Below are 19,903 nucleotides of genomic sequence, written 5' to 3' on the forward strand. Positions count from 1 at the left end.
GTCCCGGCCGGGGCTCAGTCCACCAATTTGAAGTCCCAACGACCCACGAGGACCATGCCTGCCTGCGGATCGTTGTCGAGGGCGCGCACCGAGAACTCCCCGCGGGGCGTGCCCTCGGAGAACATCACCTGCTCGAGGAGCCCATCTTCACCGATGTGTTTGAGCTCGGCATCGGCGGCGTCGATGTGCCACTCGAGCTCGTTCGTGCGATAGGGCAGCCGAAGGTCGTAGACCGTGCCTGGATAGACCGTGTAGGTCTTCTTGGTCTCGGTGCTCGGCTTGAAGGTGCTCGCCGGTGCGCCAACGCTGTTGTAGCCCTCGCGGTCGGCATGCCGAGCGGCCACGAGGACGTACTCACGGGGGACGTCCACGGCCATGCCAGGGCTCAGGCCGTGGCCGGCGGTCTTGCCGAGGTTGGTGGTGTGGCGAACGGGGGTCATCACGCGCGCGCGGACCACCGTCTTCTCGACCACGATCACTCGGGCCGAGATCAGCTCCTGGACCGTGTTCTCGAACTCGCCGTCAGGGGTGCTCTCGACCGCGAAGACGATCGCATCCCCGTTCTCGAGCTGCTCGACGGTCTCCTCGTCGGGCGGCCAGCCGTCCTCGAACATGGCGTCGAGCTCATCGGTGAGCGCGTCGCCGAGCGCCTCGCGCTTGACGTAGTTCGAGGGCACCCGCTTGGGATCCGTCGTCGGCACCCTCGGGGGATTGCTGGGCTCGATGGCGCTTTCCCCTCCGCTGGATTTCTTGGCGTCTCGTCGCTTCAGGTACCAATACAGGCCACCGAGCACGGCGGCCAAGCCCGCACCTGCGGCGACCCATCCGATCCACTTGCTGTTCATGGGTCCACCTTCTCTCGCATCATCGACATCGCTCGTCTTCCCACCCAAAGGTCAGCTGACCATGGGTCCCCTGGATGATCCTCGACAGTCTCGCAACGAGGATCATGGGCGCGCCCTTGATCCCCACGCTTGGGAAGGCCGCGCCGGCGTCGCTGACGTAGAACACCGGGCGGCCCGCGGTGAGGAGCAGGGGGATCTGATCCGGCTGTGCCAGAGCTGCGTCGACCTCCTCTGGCGAGCTGGCCTCGTCGCTGATCCGCTCGCGTGGGATCCAGGCCAAGACCAGATCGGGCGCACGATCGGCCCCCACGTAGTGACCGTCGCCCTTGTCGAGGGTCACCAGACCCACAAAGCGCAGGCCCGCGGCGCCGCAGGGAAAGATCGCCGTGTGCAGGGACTCGCCTTCGTCACCATCGAAGCGACGGATCGTGCTTCGGCAGATCACGCGATCAGCTCCCGTCCACCGGGATAGCGCGGCCAGTCGAGGGGGACCGTCTCGTACAGGTAGTCCTCGGGGATCCCCAGGGCCTGGGCAGCCTTGGTCGCGTTCCGCCGCGAGGTTGCCGAGCGAGCGTTGCTCTCCCCCACGTCATCGACCAGGGAGGGCGATGCCATGCCGCGCTTGAGCGCCAGCCAGTTGCGGTCTTGGGCGGGGAGCCGCTGGAAGCTGGGCTTGTCGATCATCCGGCGGACGTACTCGAGGAAGAAGATCGTCGACTTCCACGGGTTGAAGACGTCGTAGGGGGTGACGCGACCGCGGCGAAGCGCGTCGGTGTCCTTCCAGGGGGCCAAGGCGTTCGCGGGGAGCAGCCCGTAGGCGCCGCCGGACCCGAAGACCCACATCCTTCGTGGGAAGGGGGACTCGGCGTAGGCCTGGGCGTTGCGGTCGTAGGCTTGCTCGGCGGCCTCCGCTTCGTGCAGCTGCTGGTCCCGCGGTGCGTTGCGGGGCTCGGCCCAGTTGGGGAAGAGTTCGGGGCGGCCCAGGCCGGCCTTGGGGTTGTTGCGACTTTCGGTGTAGCGCTGGATCGCGGCGAAATTCCACAGCGCCCGCGGTACGCCCGCTCGGCTCAGGAGCACGTCCCAGGCAGGTCGCCTCGCGCTCCACACGAACAAGCCCAAGGCGCCGCCCACGGTCGCGGCGCCGAGGGTGATCCAGGCCCAGCGAGGGAGCACCTCGCTGCTCATGGGATCCTCCGGGGATCGGGATCGTCGTCACGGCTGAGCAAGGCCGCCGTGACGACGCCGCCCACGGTCAAGGCCGTGAACCCCCCAAACATCCACAGACGCCGCCGCCGGGTCTGCTGGGTGTCCTCGGTGATCGCGTCGACAGCATCGTCGACCTGTTCGACGGCGCCGTCGACAGTGTCGTCGAGGGCCTCGAGCGCAGACATGGACCGACCGACGAAGCCGGTCCCCATCTCCTCGGCGTGATCCTCGAGGATCCCCAGCTGATTGAGGAAGTACAGGTGCATGATCACGTCGGGCACCGGCCCGGCCGCGGTGCGACGCTTGATCAGGCCCAGATAGACCTCGTCCGTGTCGGTGCTGTCATCGGGGAGGCCGAGGAGCACGTCCTTGTATTTCTTGAGCCGCCGCAGATAGTCGAGGTACTCGGCCTGGAAGCGCGTGAACTCCTTCGTGGGCACCTGGTGCTCGGGCGTGCGGCCCCAGAATGCGATCTGGAGGTGATGCAGGCGCAGAGCCTCGTCCGCGACCTTCTCGACGACGACAAAGAGCCGCGCGGCGGTGCGCTCTTCGTCGTCGTCGAACTCCATCCAGATCTGGTCGAGCACGTCGGTGTAGTGAGGAGAGCTCTCCCCCAACACCGGAGGCTGACCCGGGTGCAGGGCGTCGATCTCCTCTTGCGAGAGCACCTCTGGCGGCGCGCTGGGTCCGAGCTCCTGGTCGAGCTCGAACAGCGGCTTGGTCACCTTCTGGAGGACCGCCTCGAGCTTCATGGTCGCCACGCCGGGATCGATGAACTGCGACATGGTTCAGACTCCATCACGGGCGAGCTTGAACAGCTCGCGCGACTCGTAGGCCAGCTCGATCGCCTGGGCCGTGGCCTCGTCGAAGCGACCCGTGAGCGGAAGAAGACGCTTGGGCGGGAGGCGGTTGTAGTCTCGTTGAAAGCGCTCCAGCTCCCGGCGGTCGGTCCCGTAGCCCAAGGCGTCGAGCATGCTTCGGCTGTTCATGCCTTGGCCTCCTTGCGTAAGCTGGAGAACTTGACGGCGTTGAGCCCCGAGTTGCGATAGATGATCTCCATCGCACGCAGGGTGTACTTGCCCGGAACATCGTCCTCGGTCAGCAGGCCACGAAGGGCCGCGAGCACCGTGGGGTTTTGCACCGAGCTCGGCAGCTTGATCTTGCCCGAGTCGATCGCGCGGATGACTCGGTTCCAGTCGGCCTGGAACCGCCGAACCTCGCCGTGGGTCTCGTCCTCGCCGACCAGGGGCGCGACCTCCAGCTCGATGTTGTAGCCCATGCCCTTCATCGCCAAGCGCACGGACCAGGGCGCAGGGAAGAGCGTGGTGTTGTAGCCCTCGGCGTCTCCGCTGAGGTTCGGCGGGTTCCCGATCGCGATCGAGTTCTTGCTCCCCCCGTTCGAGGGCTTGGTGTCGTTGCTGCTCTCGTTCCCACCGCTGTCGTTGGGATCGTCGATCACGATCGTGGAGGGATCGCCCCACCACCCCGCGCGCTCGCCGAGCTTGTAGAACCCAAAGGCCAGCAGCCCAACGCCGAGGGTGCTACCGACGCCGGCGGCCACCTTGGCGCCGGAGCTCCAGGGTTCGTCATCTTCGGCAGGGGGCGCCAGCGAGCGATCATTGGGGGTCGGGGGATGTCCCGGCCTCCGGCTGGGCACCGCTGCCCCTCGTGGGCCTGTTGGTGTGGAGGTGCTCGGCAGCGTGATCAGGTTGTCCGCAGCAGCAGCGTTGGTCTTTGCCATGGTCGGGGTCCTCGTTGGCGGGAATGAACTTGCTCAAGGGGTCCGCCACGTCCCCGTTTTCGCGTTGGTAGGCCAGGCGCACGCCATCGATGAGCACCGCGCGGCAGGCCACCCCCTCGGCGAGCTCGCGGCCCATGGAGTAGGCGACGATGCTCACCGGAGAGGCACGCTTGACTTCGAGCATGCGCTTGGCGTCGCGCAGGGGAGCCTGAAGATCGAGCTTGCAGCCTGCACACTGGGCGCAGCAAGGCGAGGCGTCGGCGGCTTCGCGGATGAACTCGCGGGCGTTGAGCTTGGCGAGAGCCTCGGTGAAGAACACCGCGCCTTCACTCAGGAGGCGCTCGCCCACGAGCTCGATCGGGAAGCTGATCACCCGTTTTCTCCACTATCCTCAGGGGTGTTGATCCCCGAGTCGCTGAGCCAGCGGCGAAGCTTGGCGTAGAGCTGATCCGACAGGCCGATATTGTTCTTGAGGTAGGTCAGGCCCGAGTGACCGCCGAGCGCACCAAAGAATGTGGCCTGAAAGAGCTGGCTCGTAACCCCAGTCAGGTTGGAGACCTCGATCTTGAAGCCCTTGCTGCTGTTGATCGAGCCGATGTCTGGTGGGAAGGGGTTGAATGGGGTCTTGAGAGACTCCCAGTCGTAGGCGTCTGGATCTCGGGAGGTGACGATCCCAGTTCCGGTGAGCCCCGCGGCGCGGTCATCTCGGCGGGTGATCGACTCGATCCGGATGTCTGGGCCGGAGAGATAGGCGACCATCGCCACGGGGACGAGGCGTTCGTTGGGTTTGACCTCGTGGACCTTTCGCCCTCCAGCCGGGACGGCGACCTCGACTTCGAAGGGCACGATGCAGCCAAAGGCGAACTCGCTGGGACAGATCATCTTGCGCTCAATGGCCTCTTGAGCGGCCTCCAGGCCATAGGGAGCGCCAGGAGCAGCGCAGGGGAGCAAGCTGTTGAGGTTGGTTCCGATCATGGTTCGTCTCGCTGGGATGCTGTGGGGGACAAGTCAGGGCTGGGTCGTCAGACCGTCTCGCTCTGGATAGTGGGTTGCTGGTTCATCAGGGCTTCGAGCTGGGCCACGCGGGCTTCGAGCTCCTCGACACGAGCTTCGAGGTACTCGTGACGAGTCTTTTCCTTGGCTTCGACCTCGAGCAGGAGCTCAGCTCGCCGCGCGCGGCCCTGCTGTTTGGCCTGCCTGCGCTGTGCTTGTCGCTGATCTTTGGGTGGGGTGGAGTCGTTTGGGTCAGTACTCACTCGAGCCGTCCATTCGGTGGGGAGGTGAATGTGTCAATGTTACGAAAGGTTGCACGCCGGCACGGTGCCTCCATGCGCGTGTGCATGGTTTCGTGTTTTGGAATTCTGAGCTCGGGGAGCTCACCAACCATTGATGATGTCGCGCGTGTCGATCGACACCTGGCCGTGCAGAAGTTGTTTTCCCGCGCGCGAGAGCACGTTCAGTGCCCGATTTGAGGGGATGACAGCGCTTCCATATTTACCGGCAATCCCCGCGGCGAAGTTGATGATGCGACCGAGGGGGACGCCCCCCGGCTGAAAGGTCGAGATACCACCAGCGACGACGCTCGCCACGACCTCGCATGCTTCAGCGGTGTAGTGCGCGCGCATATCCTTGTGTTCCTCGATCGCCCTCAGGCGGGCATGTTCGAGGTCCTGCGCCTGTTGAGCTTCGAGGTCGGCCCGGCACTCCTGCGCGAAAGCAGTGGCCTGGACCTCCTCTTCGAGGATCCGAAGGTTTTCATCTTGAAAGGCGGCCATCGCCTCCTTTCGTTTCGCCGGCAACGTCTTGCTCGCCATGAATCCAGTGTGGACGAGATTCAGGCACGCGCCAACTAGCCACACGGACAATGAATCGAACTGGAAAGTTCGTTCATTATCCCTTGTGGTTAGTTGGCGTCTGTTCGTTGGTTTGGATGCAGGCTCGGTTCGGCGATATGAAAAATATCCCAGCTTTCAGGAATCGCAACCAAAACCCAATTGGAATTCCAAATTTAGACCCAAAATAATTCCAAATTCGCAAAACTTTGGACGCTATTGGCCCAATAACCCAAATTGGGTTGACGCCCTCGATGGCGCTGGTCCATGGTGGTCGCGTCTGAAGAAGGAGGCGCCCGTGATGGCGACCCGACGGCCCGATGCGAAGACGGTACCCAGCGAGTGGATCGATCTGCTCGTTGAACATGATGTTGATCTCATCCGCGTACGCGTGCTGTGGAGGCGCGGTCGCGCGCGCTACAGGCCCATGGTCTCGCTCTCGGTGGATCTCGAGGCGCTCGAAGGCGCGTCCATGAACGAGTGGGAGCGCCACGAGCTCGAGGAGACCAACCTCGCTTGGACCCCACTTCGCGGAGAGGGGGAGGATGATCCGCGCGAGCACGCCCAGAAGTGGGGCGAGAGCTCGTGGCGCCTGTGCGAGCGGTGGGCCCGGAGCCTGGGATGCGCCTGTGACTTTCGGCTGCGGGGCTATGGGGCGGACGGACAGGTGCTCTTCGAGTCCGGGCGCCGGATCCTGGTGGCTGCGGACGAACCCGACGAGACGCGAGCGCGGGATCGCGGCCTCCTCGACGAGGGCTTCGACAAGCTCGACGACAAGAAGACGGCGATGCTCCACTGGCTGGCCGAGCGAGCGGAGCGCTCCTTTGCCATGGCGCAAGACGCATCAGGTGCGGCGCCCCAGCTGATCGGGAGCGCGCGGGTGATCCTCGAGCAGGCGATCGACTACCAAAACGAGCAGGTTCGGGGCCTGATCGACCTGCATTCGGGGCGCACGGAGACGACGGCCCGGGCCTACGAGGCGCGCCAGGCTACCCAGCGTGCTGCCATGAAGTACGATGTCATGCGTTACGGCATCGATGTGATGGCGTCCACGCTGGTACCCGCAGCCAAGAGCATGTTCGAGCACTGGGCGAACCGGTCGATGCAGGTGTTCCCCGAGTTTGAGTGCGCCCAGCAGGCGATCGCCTACATCGCGGGCACGCTCACGCAGGGGCAGCTACAGACGCTCTTCGACAAGAACCGCAAGGCGGCTGATGGGTTCATGTTCCTGCTCGAAGACGCCGCGCGGGTCGAGGACGAGCGCGAGGCGCTGCTTTGCCTCAACGGAGCCGATCAGCTGTTCAAGAGCAAGCGCTTCGAGTCCGTCGCGGATCTCGAGCAGCGGATGGCGGCGCGCTACATCCTCGCGCGCCGGGCGATCTACAGGTTGATGGACCATGGCGAAGACGCGCCGGGTTGAGTCAGTCCGAAGCTGGGCCATCTCCGTCGAGGCGCTTGAGAACATGAGCGACGCCGAGATGGAGCGGGCGCTGGGCTTCGAGACGCTGGAGGACGAGGCAGAGGTGGAACGTAGCTTGTTCGGGGGGACGTTCCGCGACGAGGGGGCGACGCTCGAGACCGAGGAGACGACGCCCAGGACCGAAGGGACGGTGAGGGTTCGTCAGGCCGGACCCGGGCGGCGCGAGGACGGGTGAGCCGCCAGGCTCTGCGGCTAGTTGGCGAGCAACGTCGAGGAGCGCAAGCTTGTCGAGATGTTGTTGCGACCGGATGAGACGTTTTATAGCGAGGTGACCAAGCGTGCCGAGCGAGTGTTCCCGGTGGGAACGGCTTGGCAGATCTTCGAGAGCAAGATGCCGGCGGCCGACGTGTTCAAGTCGTCGGTGTTGGATCCGGCGGTGGGCGTCCTCGGGGACATCGGGATGCGAGCCTTTGCGAACTCGGAGTGGCAAAACTGGGTGTCGTCGATCCAGATCGGGATCTACGACATCGCCACGCGGATCGGCCTGCCCTCGCTGGGCAACGCGCAGCTTCAGTCCACGGTGTCGGACATCTACACGAGCATCACGGCCTCGCTCGACGCGTTCAAGGATGTCGACAGGGCTGCCGAGATGCTGCCTGATCTACTCGTGAACGCGGGGCTCCAGGCGCTCCAGAAGATCGCCGCGAGCACGGGGATCATCGGGCAGGTCATCGCGCAGGTGATCACGACGGCGGTGTGGGCGGTGGACGTGTACGCGACGCACAAGAACGCGGAGCTCGCCAAGGATGTCGCGTTGCCGCCGCTCCAGACCGAGGACCCCGCGACGGACTCGTGGCAGGTCAACCGAGTGTTCGAGCTGTTCCGAAAGAACGGGAGCGGGGGCGTGGTGTACCCGGACGGAGAGATCGAGGGGGCCGCGAACGCGGACTACACCAAGCTCTTCTTGCCGGCCTATGCCTTCCGCAAGCCCTGGATGTTCCAGCATCGAGAGGGTGGGATCGCGGCGCAGCAGGGCGCAGGCCAGGAGGCCCGAGGACCTCTCGGGGAGACGCAGTATCTGTTCGATCCTGGCGACGTCTCGACCTTTGGCTTCATGCCGGGAACGGCGGTGTCGCTGCGCGTGCTCCAGGCCAGCTACCGCTACTATCACTCGGTTCGGGGAACCCCGGTCGACCGCTACACGCTGCGGTGCAAGGGGATCGACAAGCCCTGCTACAAGAAGGTCAAGGCCTTCGATGGGAGCCGAGACTGCCGCCAGTGCGTGGACGCAGAGTCGGTCTGGCCGGTGAAGGGAGTGGGCTGGGGCTATGGCGGGGTGCCCCTGAACGTGACGACCCCAGGTGAAAACGTCGGCGCGTTCTATCCATCGACGAACAAGCTGCTACTCAACATCCTCGAGATGGCGACGCGACCGGGGCCGATGCTCTACACGCTCAACGTCGAGGACATGGACCTTCAGTGGAAGACCAGTTTCGAGTTGTTTTGGGAGTTCGTCTCGGCGGAGTGGAGGCGCTATCGCGGAGCCGGCTGGCGGGGCTTGATCTCGAGGCTGGCCACCCTCATGACCGCGCTCGACAGGGACGGGATGACGATCCCTGGGGGACGAGATCCGCGAATGCCGGCGAAGCTGATCGGGTCACCTCGAGAGTCGACCTTCGACGTCCCGTTCTCGGCGTCGGTCTACTCGAGGATCATCGCACCGTTTTGCTCGGACCTCCTCGCGTTGCAGCGGCACTACCTCGAGACCTTGGAGGTCGCCTACATTCCACCAGGAGCGGGAGCCCTCTACGTCGGAAAGAAAGTCAGGAGGAACGAGCTCGGAGATCGCTTCGTGGCTGCTCGTCAAGCCTTGCTCGCCAGCCACAAGCGAGTGCTCGTGGATCTGCGCCAAGTGAGCGACCCGGAGTATCGAAGGGCCCTGGAAGACTCCGGGGTAAAACTCTCTCCGGTCAACCCGTACATCAAGGGGCCCGGGGTGAGCGGGCACGAGCTCCTCGCACCCGATATCAAGCCGCCTCGAGTTCCAACGCGGCCGAGGACGGTCGCGGAGTCTCCTCTCGCGGGCCTCGTCGAGTTCGGCAAGGAGGCCCGCGGAGAAGCTCAGAGCAAGCAAGCGGTGAGCGGGACTCGCAAGAGCATGCTCGCGCTAGGCGTCGCAGCGGGGGGCGGCGCGATGCTCTCTGCGGTCGCCTGGGCGCTCGCGCGCGAGGAGCGTGACAAGGGCACCTAGGCTGGGTTACCCATCGGCATGGGCTTTTTCCGTTTGCGCGTCGGCCTTCTCTTCGGAACCCTATGGCTGCTTGCTTGTACGCAGCCTCCCGACATCAGCGAAGAGGTCGATGCCTACCTGCGCGAGTTAGATTTCGCCTACGCCGAAGTTTGCAAGTGCCCAGAGGAAGCTGGCCACCCTTCGGCAAGCGAGTGTACCGAAGCAACGCTCATCCGAGCCGAGGACCGAGAGTGCGCCATGGGTGTGCTCGAAGGCCATGAAGAGACCGCCGAGTCGTTTCTCAGGTGTGCGACGGAGGCCGTCATCGACTACACCGACTGCCTCGAGGACAACAGCTGTGGAGAAGGTTTGTACAATAGCTGTACGATAGCTTACCAAGACGCGGTTGACGCCTGTCCTCAGCTCCCAAGCGATGTCAGGGTGGCCTTCAGTCTCTGCACACTGTCATAGCAGTCATGGCTGTCCGCTGCCTGATCCTGCGGTACTGCAACAGCGGTGAAGAGTCTACGCGCAGACTGCGTTCGTCGAGGTCTTCACGTTTCTGCCCACGTCCGAACTCAGCACAGCAGGTCTCTCGAGCGATGGGCAAGACATCGCGCGCAACATTCGCAAGTCGCAGCAGCGAAAGCGAGTCAACCGACTGGAGAGCGCCATCGCTAAATTGGACTCATCCCTTGTCAGGGCCTTGCGGCACATCTTCGAGGTCGCAGCACAAAAGAGCTCACCAAGATCGAAGATATTGTCCTCGAGGACGCATGTTGGCGGATTACTATGGTGATGCGCATGGCTTGGGAGATGATATGTGCCGGTATCAGAACGCTGCTCGGGAATCATGAGTTAACTCAAAAGCTTACCATGAGAAAATCAGAGGAGTTTGGCATCTAAGTATAAGTGGAAGTGTTCCCCTACAAACAAAACGCCACCTACGAGGACTTCAAACGCGCTCCCTCCGGATGGACGGCAGAGCTCATAGATGGAAACCTCTACTTGAGGCATCTTGAGCCACATAAATATGATGCGACACTCTCGGATCTTTTCTCCGCTCCGGCAGAGAAAGTCGCAGAGATGCTATACGGTGACCTCTACTTGAGCACACGGCCAGGTCCTGAGAGTCTGCTCATGAGGGCCAAGCTATTCGCCAGCATCGGTTCCCTGTACCAGCGCCGTGAAGACCCGTGGGTGTTCATGAGCGAACCCTACTTGCATCACGGAGGGCACTACCTCGTTCCTGATCTGTGCGCATGGCCGCGTTCCTCGCTGTGCCTCACGCCGCGCGCGCATGATTTCGCCGTTCCACAGACTCCTCATTGGGTTTGTGAGCTACCCTATCAGCGGCCTTATCCAGGGACGGACGTGCTTGACCGTCAGTTCAAACTTCCGATCTACGCGCGAATGAAAATACCTCACATATGGGTGCTCGATGCAGATTGGCATGAGCTGGATATCTACAGTGCGGCTGACGGTCATCTTGAGTTGGTAAAGTCGTATAAGACCGGTCGCCCTGTTCGCGCCGAGCCCTTCCCCGATGCTGTTCTCGATCTTGCGGATCTCTGGGATGCCTAAAGAGTTCGGTTGCATGACTTCGATCTGGTTCGAGCAGGCATCTGTGCCCTGGAACACAGCGACAGTTTGGCCATGGTCAGTGGCGATGCGCGGCCGTGACCTCCACGCGAAACTCCTTGGCATCGAAGACCCCTGGTGGGTGCGGGACGTCGATCTTCGTCTCGAAGGTGGCGAGGTCGAGATCTTCATCTCCTACGACGAGCGCGCCAAGGTCGTGTGCCCGCTTTGTGGGGCGACCGGCACGAGGTACGGGGCCGAGACGAAGCAATGGCGGCATCTTGACACGATGCAGTACAAGACCTTGCTGACCGCGGACCTGCCTCGGGTGAACTGTCCCGAGCACGGCGTCAGGCAGATGAAGGCACCCTGGGCTGAGCCAGGCTCGGGGCTCACCGCGATGTTCGAGGCCCTCGTAATCGACTGGCTAAAGGAGGCGAACACGTCTGCGGTCGCCAGGTTGCGCATGACCTGGGACCAGGTCGACGGCATACCCGATCACCCGCACGCCGACCTCCGCCTCGCCGCCCCGGGCCTGCCCGCGCTCCTTCTGACACGCCAGCACGATGGCCCAGAACCGGTCGGCGTGGCCGCGGTTGGTGCGCTCGGCCTCGAAGGTCACGTTGCCCGAGGGCATCACGCGGCGCTTGATGCTGTGGAGCTGGGCGACGAGCTCGCGGTCGCGCGGGAGGTCGACGTCGCGGCGCTGGAGCAGGATCTTGAAGTCGGTGCACCAGCGCTCCTTGCTCGCGCTCGTGAACGCCTCGCCGATGACCTGCGGGAACGCCCGGCCGAGGTTCTCGGCGAGGTTTATGCCGATGCCGCTCTTGTCGATGGACAGCCGCGCGATGGGGAGCGTGTTCAGCATCCGCGAAAGGTCGGCCTCCTGCTCGGCGAAGGGCACGCGGTCGTAGCTGCGGAGCAGGCGGCACACGAAGCGGCCGCCCACCTCCTCGAAGAGGGCGAGCTCGGAGCGGTCGTGGCTGCGGCCCATGTCGAAGCCCGCGACCAGCCGCCCCTCGCGGAACGGCAGGTCGGTAAAGTCGGGCAGGCCGCCGGCCTGCTCTGCCCGTGCACGAAAGGTCTCCCAGTGTTGCGCGACGATCTGGTAGAGCAGCGTCGACTCGGGCTGGCGACGGGCGCAGCCGTCTCGGCGCGGGGCCGCCGAGCATGCCGTCGGTGAAGGCACGACGGCTCGTCGGCCCCGGCGCGCTTCGCTTGCAGGGGGGCGACGCGCTCGGGGTCACGGGTGGCCGGAAGCCCAGCCACCCAAAGGGCGACTGTGCGACCCGACATCACCGCCCGGCCTACACACCGGAACGATCGCAAGACGTCGGCATCGATCCCCGCCCCACGGCCGTTGGCGGCCTTTCGGACCCGCGCCACACTCCTTGGATGGCGCGCCGCTCCCGTCGCCTGCCAGGCTTCGAAGACCTCCCCCTGCTCCTCCAGGCAGACGAGGTCGCCCAGCTCCTCCGCGTGAGCCGCAAGGCCGTGTACGCCATGGTCGAGCGCGGAGAGATCCCCGGGGTCACCAAGCTCGGCCGGCGGCTGCGCTTCCGCCGTGACGCTCTCGAGGCGTGGCTGGCCTCCTCCGTCGAGCCTGGCCCGTGGGCTGGCTAGGTCGATCCCCCGCTGCTAGGCTGGGTGGGCATCAGACGTGCGGTCGCGCCTGTCAGGAGAGACAGGCAATGACCGTGAAAATCAGGCCGTACCGCAAGGGCGGCTGGGAAGTCGACATCATGATCCGGCTCGACAACGGAGAGCGATACCGCGAGCGCCGCAAGGCGCCCGTCGAGCTCAAGTCGGCCGCGTTGCGCTGGGGTCAGCAGCGGGAGCGCCACCTGCTCAAGCACGGGCCCACGCCCAAGACGTCGACGCGCACCAAGGCCGGGGCGGCGCCCCGGTCAGAGACGAAGGAGGTCCCGACCTTCGCCAAGTTCGCGCCGCGCTTCCTCGAAGGACACGTGTACGCCAACCGGCACAAGCCGACCACCGTCAAGAACACCAAGAAGAAGCTGCGCCTTCACATCCTCCCCGCCTTCGGGGGCACTCGGCTCCACGAGCTCGCGCCCGAGGACATCCAGCTCTTCAAGGGCCAGCGCAAGCACCTCGCCAACAGCACCGTCAACAAGCTCCTCGGGCAGGTCAAGACCATGCTCGAGGTCGCCGTCCGCTGGCGGATCATCGAGGCGATGCCCCTCGAGATCGAGATGCTCAAGCTGCCCATGACCGCGATGGAGTTCTACGACTTCGACGAGTTCGAGGCGCTGGTCACCGCGGCGACGCGGCTGGACCACCGCATGCTCGTGATGGTCCTTCTCGGCGGCGAGGCGGGCCTGCGCTCCGGTGAGATCCGCGGCCTCGAGTGGTCGTCGATCAACTTCCGCCGGCGGCTGCTCACGGTCGAACAGGCGGAGTGGGAGGGCCACGTGACGCTGCCCAAGCACGACAAGATCCGCACGGTCCCCATGACCGAGCGGCTCACGAAGGCGCTCAGGAAGCACCGGCACTCACAAGGCCCGCGGGTCCTCTACGAGGACGACGGGGAGCCCTTGCACGTCAACAGCCTGGCGAACTGGCTCATGAAGCTGTGCCGGCAGGCCAAGCTGAAGTACAGGTCGCCCCACAAGCTCCGGCATACCTTCTGCTCCCACCTCGCCATGAGGGGGGCGCCCGCGAGGGCGATCCAGGAGCTCGCCGGGCACGGCAACCTCCAGACGACGCAGCGCTACATGCACTTGAGCCCTGCTGCGCTCGAGCGGGCGATCAAGCTCCTCGAACTTCCTTCGCCCGACTCGCCGGTCGGGAGTGGAGACATGGTGGAGACGGTCTAGCCGGGCTCCAGAAACTTGTTTGATCTCGATGGCTTAGGGGCGTATTCAGGATTCCGTGGTGGAACCCAGCGCGGCTCCTCGCGCCGGGATTTTCGCCGAGGGCGCGAAGCCAAAACGCCGCTGTACCGGGCGTACTGCCAGTTTTGGCGACAAAGCCCTCGGCGAAAAGACCAAGCGAGGTGTCGTGTTGGGTTTCACCACGGGCTCCTAGACCAGGCCCTGAAAGAGCGCGCCGAAGGCTTGGAGCCACGCCTCCCAGCCCTCGGCGCGCAGCGTTTGGGGCTCCGGGCCGGCGCCGCGGTCGAGGGCCAGGCGCGGCTCGACGCTGGCGAGGCTCAGGCTGTGCTGGCGGGCGCCGGGCAGGGGGGAGGGCGCCGGGGTCGACCCCTGGCTCAGCCAGATCAGGTCGCAGCCGCCGAGCTCGACGGCCTGCTCGGCCGCGGCCTGGAGCGCGTCGGCGTCGTCGAGCGCGATGAAGTCGACGACGCCCGACTCGATGTACTCGCGCAAGATCAGCCGGCACAGCGCGGCGTCGGGAGCCAGGGGAGAGCCCGGCGCGACACCGGGGGCCGGCGGGGCGGGGAGCAGCAAAAAGCGCAGGTGAAGCTCGGCCTCGTCGAGCCAGGCGCAGAGCTTGCGGACGCCCGCGACCAGGCCGCCGAGGAGCACGACCAGGCGCTGCCAGGGCACCTGGGGATCCTTGACCCGGGCGAGATCGAGATCGGGGCCGAGGACCAAGAGCACGCTCCGCCGCTCGCGGGTGTGCACGCTCTCGTCGCGGGTGTACTTGAGCAGCTCGCCGGCGGCCCAGCGCACGTCGAAGAGATCCACGCTGCTGCGGGCCGTGTCGGGGGCGGCTGGCGGATCCATGTAGATCAGCTCGGAGCTGACCAGGCTCTCGATCCCGCCGATTGTCGAGATCGAGGCGTAGCCGCCGATCGGGTAGGCGCTCTCGTCTTCGATGCGCGTGGGCGTGCGCCCGCGGCTGGCGTCGCTGCGCCGGACCCGGACGGGCAAGCTACGCTCGACGGCGGCGGCCGCCTCGACGATCTGAGCCATGGCCAGGCGCGCCGAGGGGCTGCGCAGGGCGCTGTGGTTTTCGAGGGTGTAGAGCTCGACGTCGGTGATCAGCGCGCCGTGACGCCGGGCGCTGCGGGCCAAGCTGGCGTAAGCCGCGGCCAGCTCCGCGCGCAGCGGATCGGGCTGCGGGTCGTCGAGCACGGCGCTGCCCAGCTCGACGAGCTCGACGCCGTGGCGGTGAAGCACCCGGCGCAAGGCCGCGGTCCCCGGCGAGTCGAACTCGCCCTGGCCGCCGACGCGGGCGAGGACCTGCTCGACGAACACGGCGATGGCCGCGGGGCGCAGGTTCTCGTCGAGGCGCAAGAGCGCGTCGCGGGCGAGCTCGAGCCGGTAGTCGGCGGACAGGCGGCCGAGCAGGTGCTCTTCGTAGGCGTCGATGGCCGCGCGCAGGTCAGGGTCGGCGACGGGCTCGGAGCGGGCGATGTCGAAGGGCGCGCGGGTCAGCAGCCGGCCGAGATCGGCGACCACGCCCAGGGGCGGGAGCAGGGCGAGGACCTCGGTGGTGGCGTCGAGCCAGGGCGCGGTCAGGGCGAGGAGCTCGGCGTCCACGCTGGCCCCACGCTGGAGCAGCAGCCCCGCGGCGGCCCACTCGTCGACTCGCGCCCGCGCCTCGCTCACGACTCCTCCACGCTGTCCCAGCTCCCCAGCTTCCTAGTCGAGGCCGAGGAGCTTGGGGACCTTGTCCTCGAGCAGGGCGAGCTCCTCGCGGGTCTCACCCAGGTAGGCGAGCAGGGCGAGGTCCTCGCGCTCGACCTTGCCGCCGTGGAGCAGCCAGGCCCGGGTGCGCAGCAGCTTGTAGAGCTTGACGACCTTGCGATCGCTGACGAACACGCCGTCCTCGCGGGCCAGGGTCTTGAGCAGGCGATGCAGCTCGCGCAGCAGCTCGTCGGAGAAGTAGCGGTGGCGATCGCGGACCACCTGGCCGTCGGCCATGAGCTCGCGCCGAGCCATCTGCAAGCTCAGGTAGCGGTGGGCCTCGAGCAGGTCGACGAGGCTGGCGTGGCCCTCGACCCAGGGCTTTTGGGCGAGGTCGCGCTGGGTCTGGGCGTCGAGGCCGGCGTCGATGAGCTCGAAGAAGTGCTCGTCTTGCACGGGGTGGGCGACGATCTTGAGGCAGAAGCGATCCTTGAGCGCGGCGAGCTCGGCGTGCTCGGGGATCTCGTTGGTCGCGGCGATCAGCACCTCGAGGGCCACGGGCACGGGGGTGCCGTCCTGGTAGAACTTGCGCTCGTTGATGATCGTGAGCAGCGAGTTGAGGATCGCCGAGTTCGACTTGAAGATCTCGTCGAGGAAGACCATGCGCGCCGTGGGCAGCTTGCCCTGGGCCCGGCGGATGTAGCGACCCTCGCGCAGCAGGTTGATGTCGATCGGGCCCATGACCTCGGAGGGCTCCGTGAAGCGCGTGAGCATGTACTCGAAGTAGTCCTCGCTGGGGATCCCGAGCGCGTCGCGGAACTTGGTCACGAGGTCGGACTTGGCCGTGCCGGGGACGCCGACGAGCAGCAGCGGCTCCTGGGCGATGGCGCAGATCGTCATCAGGTCGATGATCGATTGGCGCTCGACGAAGTAGTGGCCGAGGGCCGTGCGGAAGCGGTTGAGGCGCTCGCGCAGGGCGTGGGAGCGGGCGGCCAGGGTCTCGTAGTCGAGCTCGCCGACGGCGTCGATGTCTCGGTCGAGCTGATCGAGCTCGTTGGCCTGATCAGGCTGATCAGGCGAGGCGGGGGTCGTCGGGGCGCTCATGCGGGGCTTCGATGGTAGCTCAGATCGCGATGGATCCGCCGGTGGAGCAGGTGCTCGTCCTCCTCGACCCAGCGTCGGGCCCACTCGGACAAGGTCAGGTCTTCGCTGGCCAGGGACAGGACCACCGACTCCATCAGCTGGATGACCGCCAGGCAGTAGTGCGAGTTGGCGGTCTTCATGTCGGTGGTCTCGGCGAGGCGCTCGAAGAGCGCTCGCGCCCCGGCGATGGCCTGGTTGGGGGTGCTGCGGCTGAGGGTCATGGCCATGTCGCGCAGCAGGGTCTGGTAGTCGCCGGGGCGGACGGCGAGCTCGGGGAGCAGGGCGTGGGCGCTGGCGAAGGCGGCCTGGACCTGGCCCGGCTGGCCCATGGCCGCGCTCGCGGCCGCGAGGTGCAGGCGGGCGGTGGCGGTGGCCAGGTCGCGCTCGTCGCCCACGCGGCGGGCGAGGTTGGTGAGCAGCGAATGCAGGCGCGCCTCGTGGCCGGTGCGCCTCGTGGTCGGGGCCACGCGGGCGAGGAGCTCGGCGTAGGCGGCGGGCAGCTCGGTCGCGAGCGCGCCGTCGCTGGCCGCGAGGGTGTCGAGGGCGGCGCCGACGAGCTCGGGGCGCTCGAGGTAGCCGGCGCGGACGATGGCCAGGCGCAAGAGGGGCGGGCGCTGCTCGAGGGCGAGGTCGCCGATCAGCGGGAGCGCGGCCTGGAGGCGCGGCGTGGCCAGGGGCTCGGGCAGGGCGTCGAGGTACTCGAGCAGGTTGTGCAGCGCCTTGGCCTGGCGCGGGGCGTCCCAGCCGGGCAGCTGCGCGAGCATGTCGTCGAAGAGCCCGGCGAGGCGCTGGGGATCGTCGAGCAGCGCGAGGCCGGCGAAGGGCTGCTCGCCGGCCTTGCTCTCGACCCAGCGATCGACCGCGTTGACGCCGTGGTGGGGGTCGAGGATGCGCGAGATCTCGACGAGGCTGTCGTACTTGTAGCGCCCGAGGTTGTCCTGCTCGAGGCGCTCGCGGGCGGCGATCGGCCCGTCGGGGGCGGCGGACATGGGCGCGCCCGGGGCCACGCCGTCGAGGGCCTGGAGGATCCGCGCTTCGAAGGCCAAGAAGGCCGCGTGGTGCACGGGGTCGCTGCCGGGCTCGCTCGGGTCGGCGGCCCGCGGACCCAGGAGCTTGCGAGCCGCCTCGAGCTCGTCGCGGGCGGCCTGGGGGCGGCCGAGGCGGGCCAGGCCCCAGGCGAAGAGCAGGCGCACGTAGGCGTCGGTGCGCGCGTCGGGGAAGGTCGACTCGATGGTCGAGCGCCGGCGCGTGCGCGTGGCCAGGAGGTAGTCGTCGCGGACGCTGCCGAGCGCGTCGGCGAGGCGGCCGAGGTCGCCCGCGTCGCCGTCGCTGCCGTAGGTGCGCACGAAGGCGGGGATGTTGCGGGCCAGGCCCACGCCCTCGCGCAGCGTGGCCATGATCTGGTCGCGGGTCTGGAAGAGCGCCAGGCGATCGTCGCCGGCCATGCGCGCGAGGGCGCTGCGCGACAGCCACAGCGCGCGCAGGTCGAGGCGCTCGCCGTGGCTGGCGAAGAAGCGCTGGAGCGCGGCGAGCTGCTCGCCCTCGAGCTGCTCGCCGCTGGCCGCGAGGGCGAGCACGGCCGCGGCCAGGCCACGGATCATCTGCTCGTCGAGGTCCTCGGGGATCACGTCGACGATGCCGAGCATCTGCGCGGGGCTGGGGAAGCCCTGGAGCTGGGCCTCGCGCTCGGCCCAGCGCCTGGCGATGGCCGCGGGCGTCGGGCCGTCGGGCGGGGGGGTCTCCCACAGCGCCCGCGACCAGCACAGGCCGGCCTCGCGGGTGCGCTGGAGGGCAGCCTGGAGCTCCCCGAGCTCGGCCCAGCGGGGGACTCGAGCGGGATCGTCGAGGGGAAGGTCGAGGCCGCAAAACTCGGCCTCGAGGGCGGCGAGGCGGGCCTCGATGGCGCTGCGCGGGGCGTCTGCGGGGACCGTGAGCGCGCCGTCTTCGGGGGCGTCGCCTTCGGGAGCGGCCTCGTCCTCGGCGGGCGCGTCGTCGATGGGCGCCTCGAAGACCGCGGCCGGGCGCAGCGGTCCCCTGTGCGCGGCGCGCTTGCGCGGGCCGGGCTCTGGCGCGGCGGGCCGCGGCGGCGCGCTGCCTTCGGCCCACTCGATCCCGATGCTCACGAAGGGGTCGAAGTCGAACTCGGCGCTGCGCACCCAGGGGACCAGGGCGTCCGCGTTGGCGGAGACGAGGTAGTCGACCCACTCGCCGAGCGGGGCGAAGGCGTCCTCGGCCAGGCTCTCGCGGGTGAAGGCCCGGCCGCGGCGTCCGCCCTCGCCCTGGGGCGCGAGCCAGACCACGCTGTCCGCGTCGGGGCCGTCGAGCAGCAGCTCGCGCAGCTTGCTGGGCCGAAAGGGCGGATCCACGGCGGCGCCCACGGGCAGGTAGAGGTCCTGGATCTGCGGGGCGGGGACGTAGGCCTCGGCGTCGAGGTCGAGGGCCGGCGGCCCGGCGGCGCTGCGCCGGGCTCGGAGCACGACGATCGGATCGCCGCCTCGGGGGTCCTGGATGGTGGCGAAGCGCAGCTGGGCGACGACGGACTCGGGGACCGTGCGGACCAGGGCCTCGACCTGCTCGAGGGCGCGCTCGCGCAGCACCCATAGATCCGCCGGGCGGGTGATCGGGGCCCGGGTCAGGCGCAGCTCGACCTCGAGCCGGCGCTCGGGCGCGGCGCGCTGCCAGCGGGTGGCCGCGGGCAAGCTGACCACGCTGACCGCGTGGAGGTCGAGCCAGGGGCCGTCGGGGACGTGCAGCCAGCCGTGTTCGCCGATCAGGACCAGCGACTCGGGCTCGGCGTCGAGGCGCGCGGCGAGGGGGTGGCGGCGGCCGAGCGCGACCCACACGCGGCCGCCGGGGCGGGCCAGGGTGAAGGCGCGCAGCGAGTCGCCGCCATCGAGGGCGCGGAGCACCGCGTAGTAGGGCGGATCCGCCACGCGGCAGAGGTTGCGGCGGACCCCCTGGGCGTCGGTGAAGAAGGCCAGGCGCTGATCCTCGCAGCCCAGGCGCAGCAGCTCACCGGCCACGCGCAAGAAGCCCTCGTCGCCCTCGCTGAGGAAGAGCAGCTCGCCCAGGGGCGGGGTGGGCTCGCCGGCGCGCTCGAGGGGCAGGACCTCGGCCCAGCACGAGAGCGGCCGCGGGTTCGCGGGCGCCCGGGTGCGGAGGCTGACGCCGGCCTCGCGCAGGCGCGCGCGGTCGGCCCGGGGCAGCGGCTCGTCCGTGGACAGGCACAGCTTGCCGGCGGTGTCGCGGGCGAAGTCCACGGGCGCGGCCTGGACCGCCGGGGGGATCAGGTTCGCGTCGAGGGCGGCGCGCAGGACCGCGAGATCTTCGAAGACCAGCGTGGACATGGTCT

20 protein-coding genes and 1 pseudogene are annotated in these 19,903 nt (G+C 67.4%); 7 read left to right on the plus strand and 14 right to left on the minus strand.

All coding sequences use genetic code 11. From position 1 onward, the window contains the following. Positions 1-14 precede the first annotated feature (14 nt). The 10 genes from G6O69_RS20995 to G6O69_RS21040 all read right to left on the minus strand — a co-directional run bounded on the left by G6O69_RS20995 (position 15) and on the right by G6O69_RS21040 (position 5,606). On the minus strand, positions 15-845 hold the full coding sequence (locus G6O69_RS20995; RefSeq protein WP_172305290.1) for a hypothetical protein: 831 nt from the start codon (positions 843-845) through the stop codon (positions 15-17). Positions 846-864: 19 nt separating this feature from the next. Further along, positions 865-1,290, minus strand: coding sequence for a hypothetical protein (locus tag G6O69_RS21000; protein WP_172305291.1), 426 nt, complete (start codon positions 1,288-1,290; stop codon positions 865-867). Further along, positions 1,287-2,030, minus strand: a complete 744-nt coding sequence (locus tag G6O69_RS21005; protein ID WP_172305292.1) for a hypothetical protein — start codon at positions 2,028-2,030, stop codon at positions 1,287-1,289. Before G6O69_RS21005 ends, G6O69_RS21000 begins: the two co-directional genes overlap by 4 nt. Beyond that, positions 2,027-2,836, minus strand: coding sequence for a hypothetical protein (locus G6O69_RS21010; protein WP_172305293.1), 810 nt, complete (start codon positions 2,834-2,836; stop codon positions 2,027-2,029). The genes G6O69_RS21005 and G6O69_RS21010 overlap by 4 nt, the downstream gene beginning before the upstream one ends. A 3-nt stretch (positions 2,837-2,839) precedes the next feature. Further along, a complete protein-coding gene (locus G6O69_RS21015) occupies positions 2,840-3,040 on the minus strand; it encodes a peptidoglycan-binding protein (protein ID WP_172305294.1) in 201 nt (66 codons plus the stop codon). Further along, the gene (locus tag G6O69_RS21020) at positions 3,037-3,612 is read right to left on the minus strand and encodes a hypothetical protein (protein ID WP_172305295.1); all 576 of its coding nucleotides are present in this window, start codon (positions 3,610-3,612) and stop codon (positions 3,037-3,039) included. Before G6O69_RS21020 ends, G6O69_RS21015 begins: the two co-directional genes overlap by 4 nt. Positions 3,613-3,667: 55 nt before the next feature. Next, positions 3,668-4,165 (minus strand): hypothetical protein, encoded by a 498-nt coding sequence (locus G6O69_RS40420; protein ID WP_255215837.1) that lies wholly within the window; start codon positions 4,163-4,165, stop codon positions 3,668-3,670. Further along, entirely contained in the window at positions 4,162-4,767 is a 606-nt protein-coding gene (locus tag G6O69_RS21030; RefSeq protein ID WP_255215838.1) for a hypothetical protein, read from the minus strand. The genes G6O69_RS40420 and G6O69_RS21030 overlap by 4 nt, the downstream gene beginning before the upstream one ends. A gap of 47 nt (positions 4,768-4,814) precedes the next feature. After that, positions 4,815-5,048: a hypothetical protein gene (locus G6O69_RS21035; protein WP_176396998.1), complete on the minus strand. Its 234-nt coding sequence runs from the start codon at positions 5,046-5,048 to the stop codon at positions 4,815-4,817. Between the two features lie 120 nt (positions 5,049-5,168). Beyond that, positions 5,169-5,606, minus strand: coding sequence for a hypothetical protein (locus tag G6O69_RS21040; protein WP_172305296.1), 438 nt, complete (start codon positions 5,604-5,606; stop codon positions 5,169-5,171). Positions 5,607-5,922: 316 nt separating this feature from the next. Between G6O69_RS21040 and G6O69_RS21045 the strand changes: the two genes are divergently transcribed. The 5 genes and pseudogenes from G6O69_RS21045 to G6O69_RS40425 form a co-directional block, all read left to right on the plus strand. After that, a complete protein-coding gene (locus tag G6O69_RS21045) occupies positions 5,923-7,044 on the plus strand; it encodes a hypothetical protein (RefSeq protein ID WP_176396999.1) in 1,122 nt (373 codons plus the stop codon). Further along, on the plus strand, positions 7,022-7,279 hold the full coding sequence (locus tag G6O69_RS21050; protein WP_172305298.1) for a hypothetical protein: 258 nt from the start codon (positions 7,022-7,024) through the stop codon (positions 7,277-7,279). Before G6O69_RS21045 ends, G6O69_RS21050 begins: the two co-directional genes overlap by 23 nt. 21 nt (positions 7,280-7,300) lie before the next feature. Further along, a complete protein-coding gene (locus G6O69_RS21055) occupies positions 7,301-9,295 on the plus strand; it encodes a hypothetical protein (RefSeq protein WP_346017072.1) in 1,995 nt (664 codons plus the stop codon). Positions 9,296-10,192: 897 nt separating this feature from the next. After that, positions 10,193-10,858, plus strand: a complete 666-nt coding sequence (locus G6O69_RS21060) for a Uma2 family endonuclease (RefSeq protein ID WP_176397000.1) — start codon at positions 10,193-10,195, stop codon at positions 10,856-10,858. A gap of 85 nt (positions 10,859-10,943) precedes the next feature. Next, positions 10,944-11,141 (plus strand): annotated as a pseudogene (locus G6O69_RS40425) (ISL3 family transposase); the annotation flags it as partial. 141 nt (positions 11,142-11,282) lie between these two features. Here the strand turns inward: G6O69_RS40425 and G6O69_RS21070 are convergent. Next, entirely contained in the window at positions 11,283-12,044 is a 762-nt protein-coding gene (locus tag G6O69_RS21070) for a terminase (protein WP_346017073.1), read from the minus strand. Positions 12,045-12,250: 206 nt separating this feature from the next. Here G6O69_RS21070 and G6O69_RS21075 point away from each other — a divergent pair, with 206 nt between their 5' ends. Both G6O69_RS21075 and G6O69_RS21080 read left to right on the plus strand, forming a co-directional pair. After that, complete coding sequence (locus tag G6O69_RS21075; protein ID WP_172302468.1) at positions 12,251-12,478, plus strand: helix-turn-helix domain-containing protein; 228 nt, start codon at positions 12,251-12,253, stop codon at positions 12,476-12,478. Positions 12,479-12,546: 68 nt separating this feature from the next. Further along, positions 12,547-13,692: a site-specific integrase gene (locus G6O69_RS21080; RefSeq protein WP_172305300.1), complete on the plus strand. Its 1,146-nt coding sequence runs from the start codon at positions 12,547-12,549 to the stop codon at positions 13,690-13,692. A 207-nt stretch (positions 13,693-13,899) separates the two neighbouring features. On the opposite strand, the gene G6O69_RS21085 is transcribed toward G6O69_RS21080, so the two are convergent. From G6O69_RS21085 to G6O69_RS21095, 3 genes are read right to left on the minus strand one after another with little or no spacing between them, the layout of a single operon-like run. Then, positions 13,900-15,390, minus strand: coding sequence for a hypothetical protein (locus tag G6O69_RS21085; RefSeq protein ID WP_172305301.1), 1,491 nt, complete (start codon positions 15,388-15,390; stop codon positions 13,900-13,902). A 33-nt stretch (positions 15,391-15,423) separates the two neighbouring features. Next, complete coding sequence (locus G6O69_RS21090) at positions 15,424-16,512, minus strand: AAA family ATPase (RefSeq protein WP_172305302.1); 1,089 nt, start codon at positions 16,510-16,512, stop codon at positions 15,424-15,426. Continuing rightward, positions 16,509-19,898, minus strand: a complete 3,390-nt coding sequence (locus tag G6O69_RS21095; RefSeq protein WP_172305303.1) for a hypothetical protein — start codon at positions 19,896-19,898, stop codon at positions 16,509-16,511. The genes G6O69_RS21090 and G6O69_RS21095 overlap by 4 nt, the downstream gene beginning before the upstream one ends. Positions 19,899-19,903: the final 5 nt, after the last annotated feature.

This window comes from Pseudenhygromyxa sp. WMMC2535, assembly GCF_011083025.2.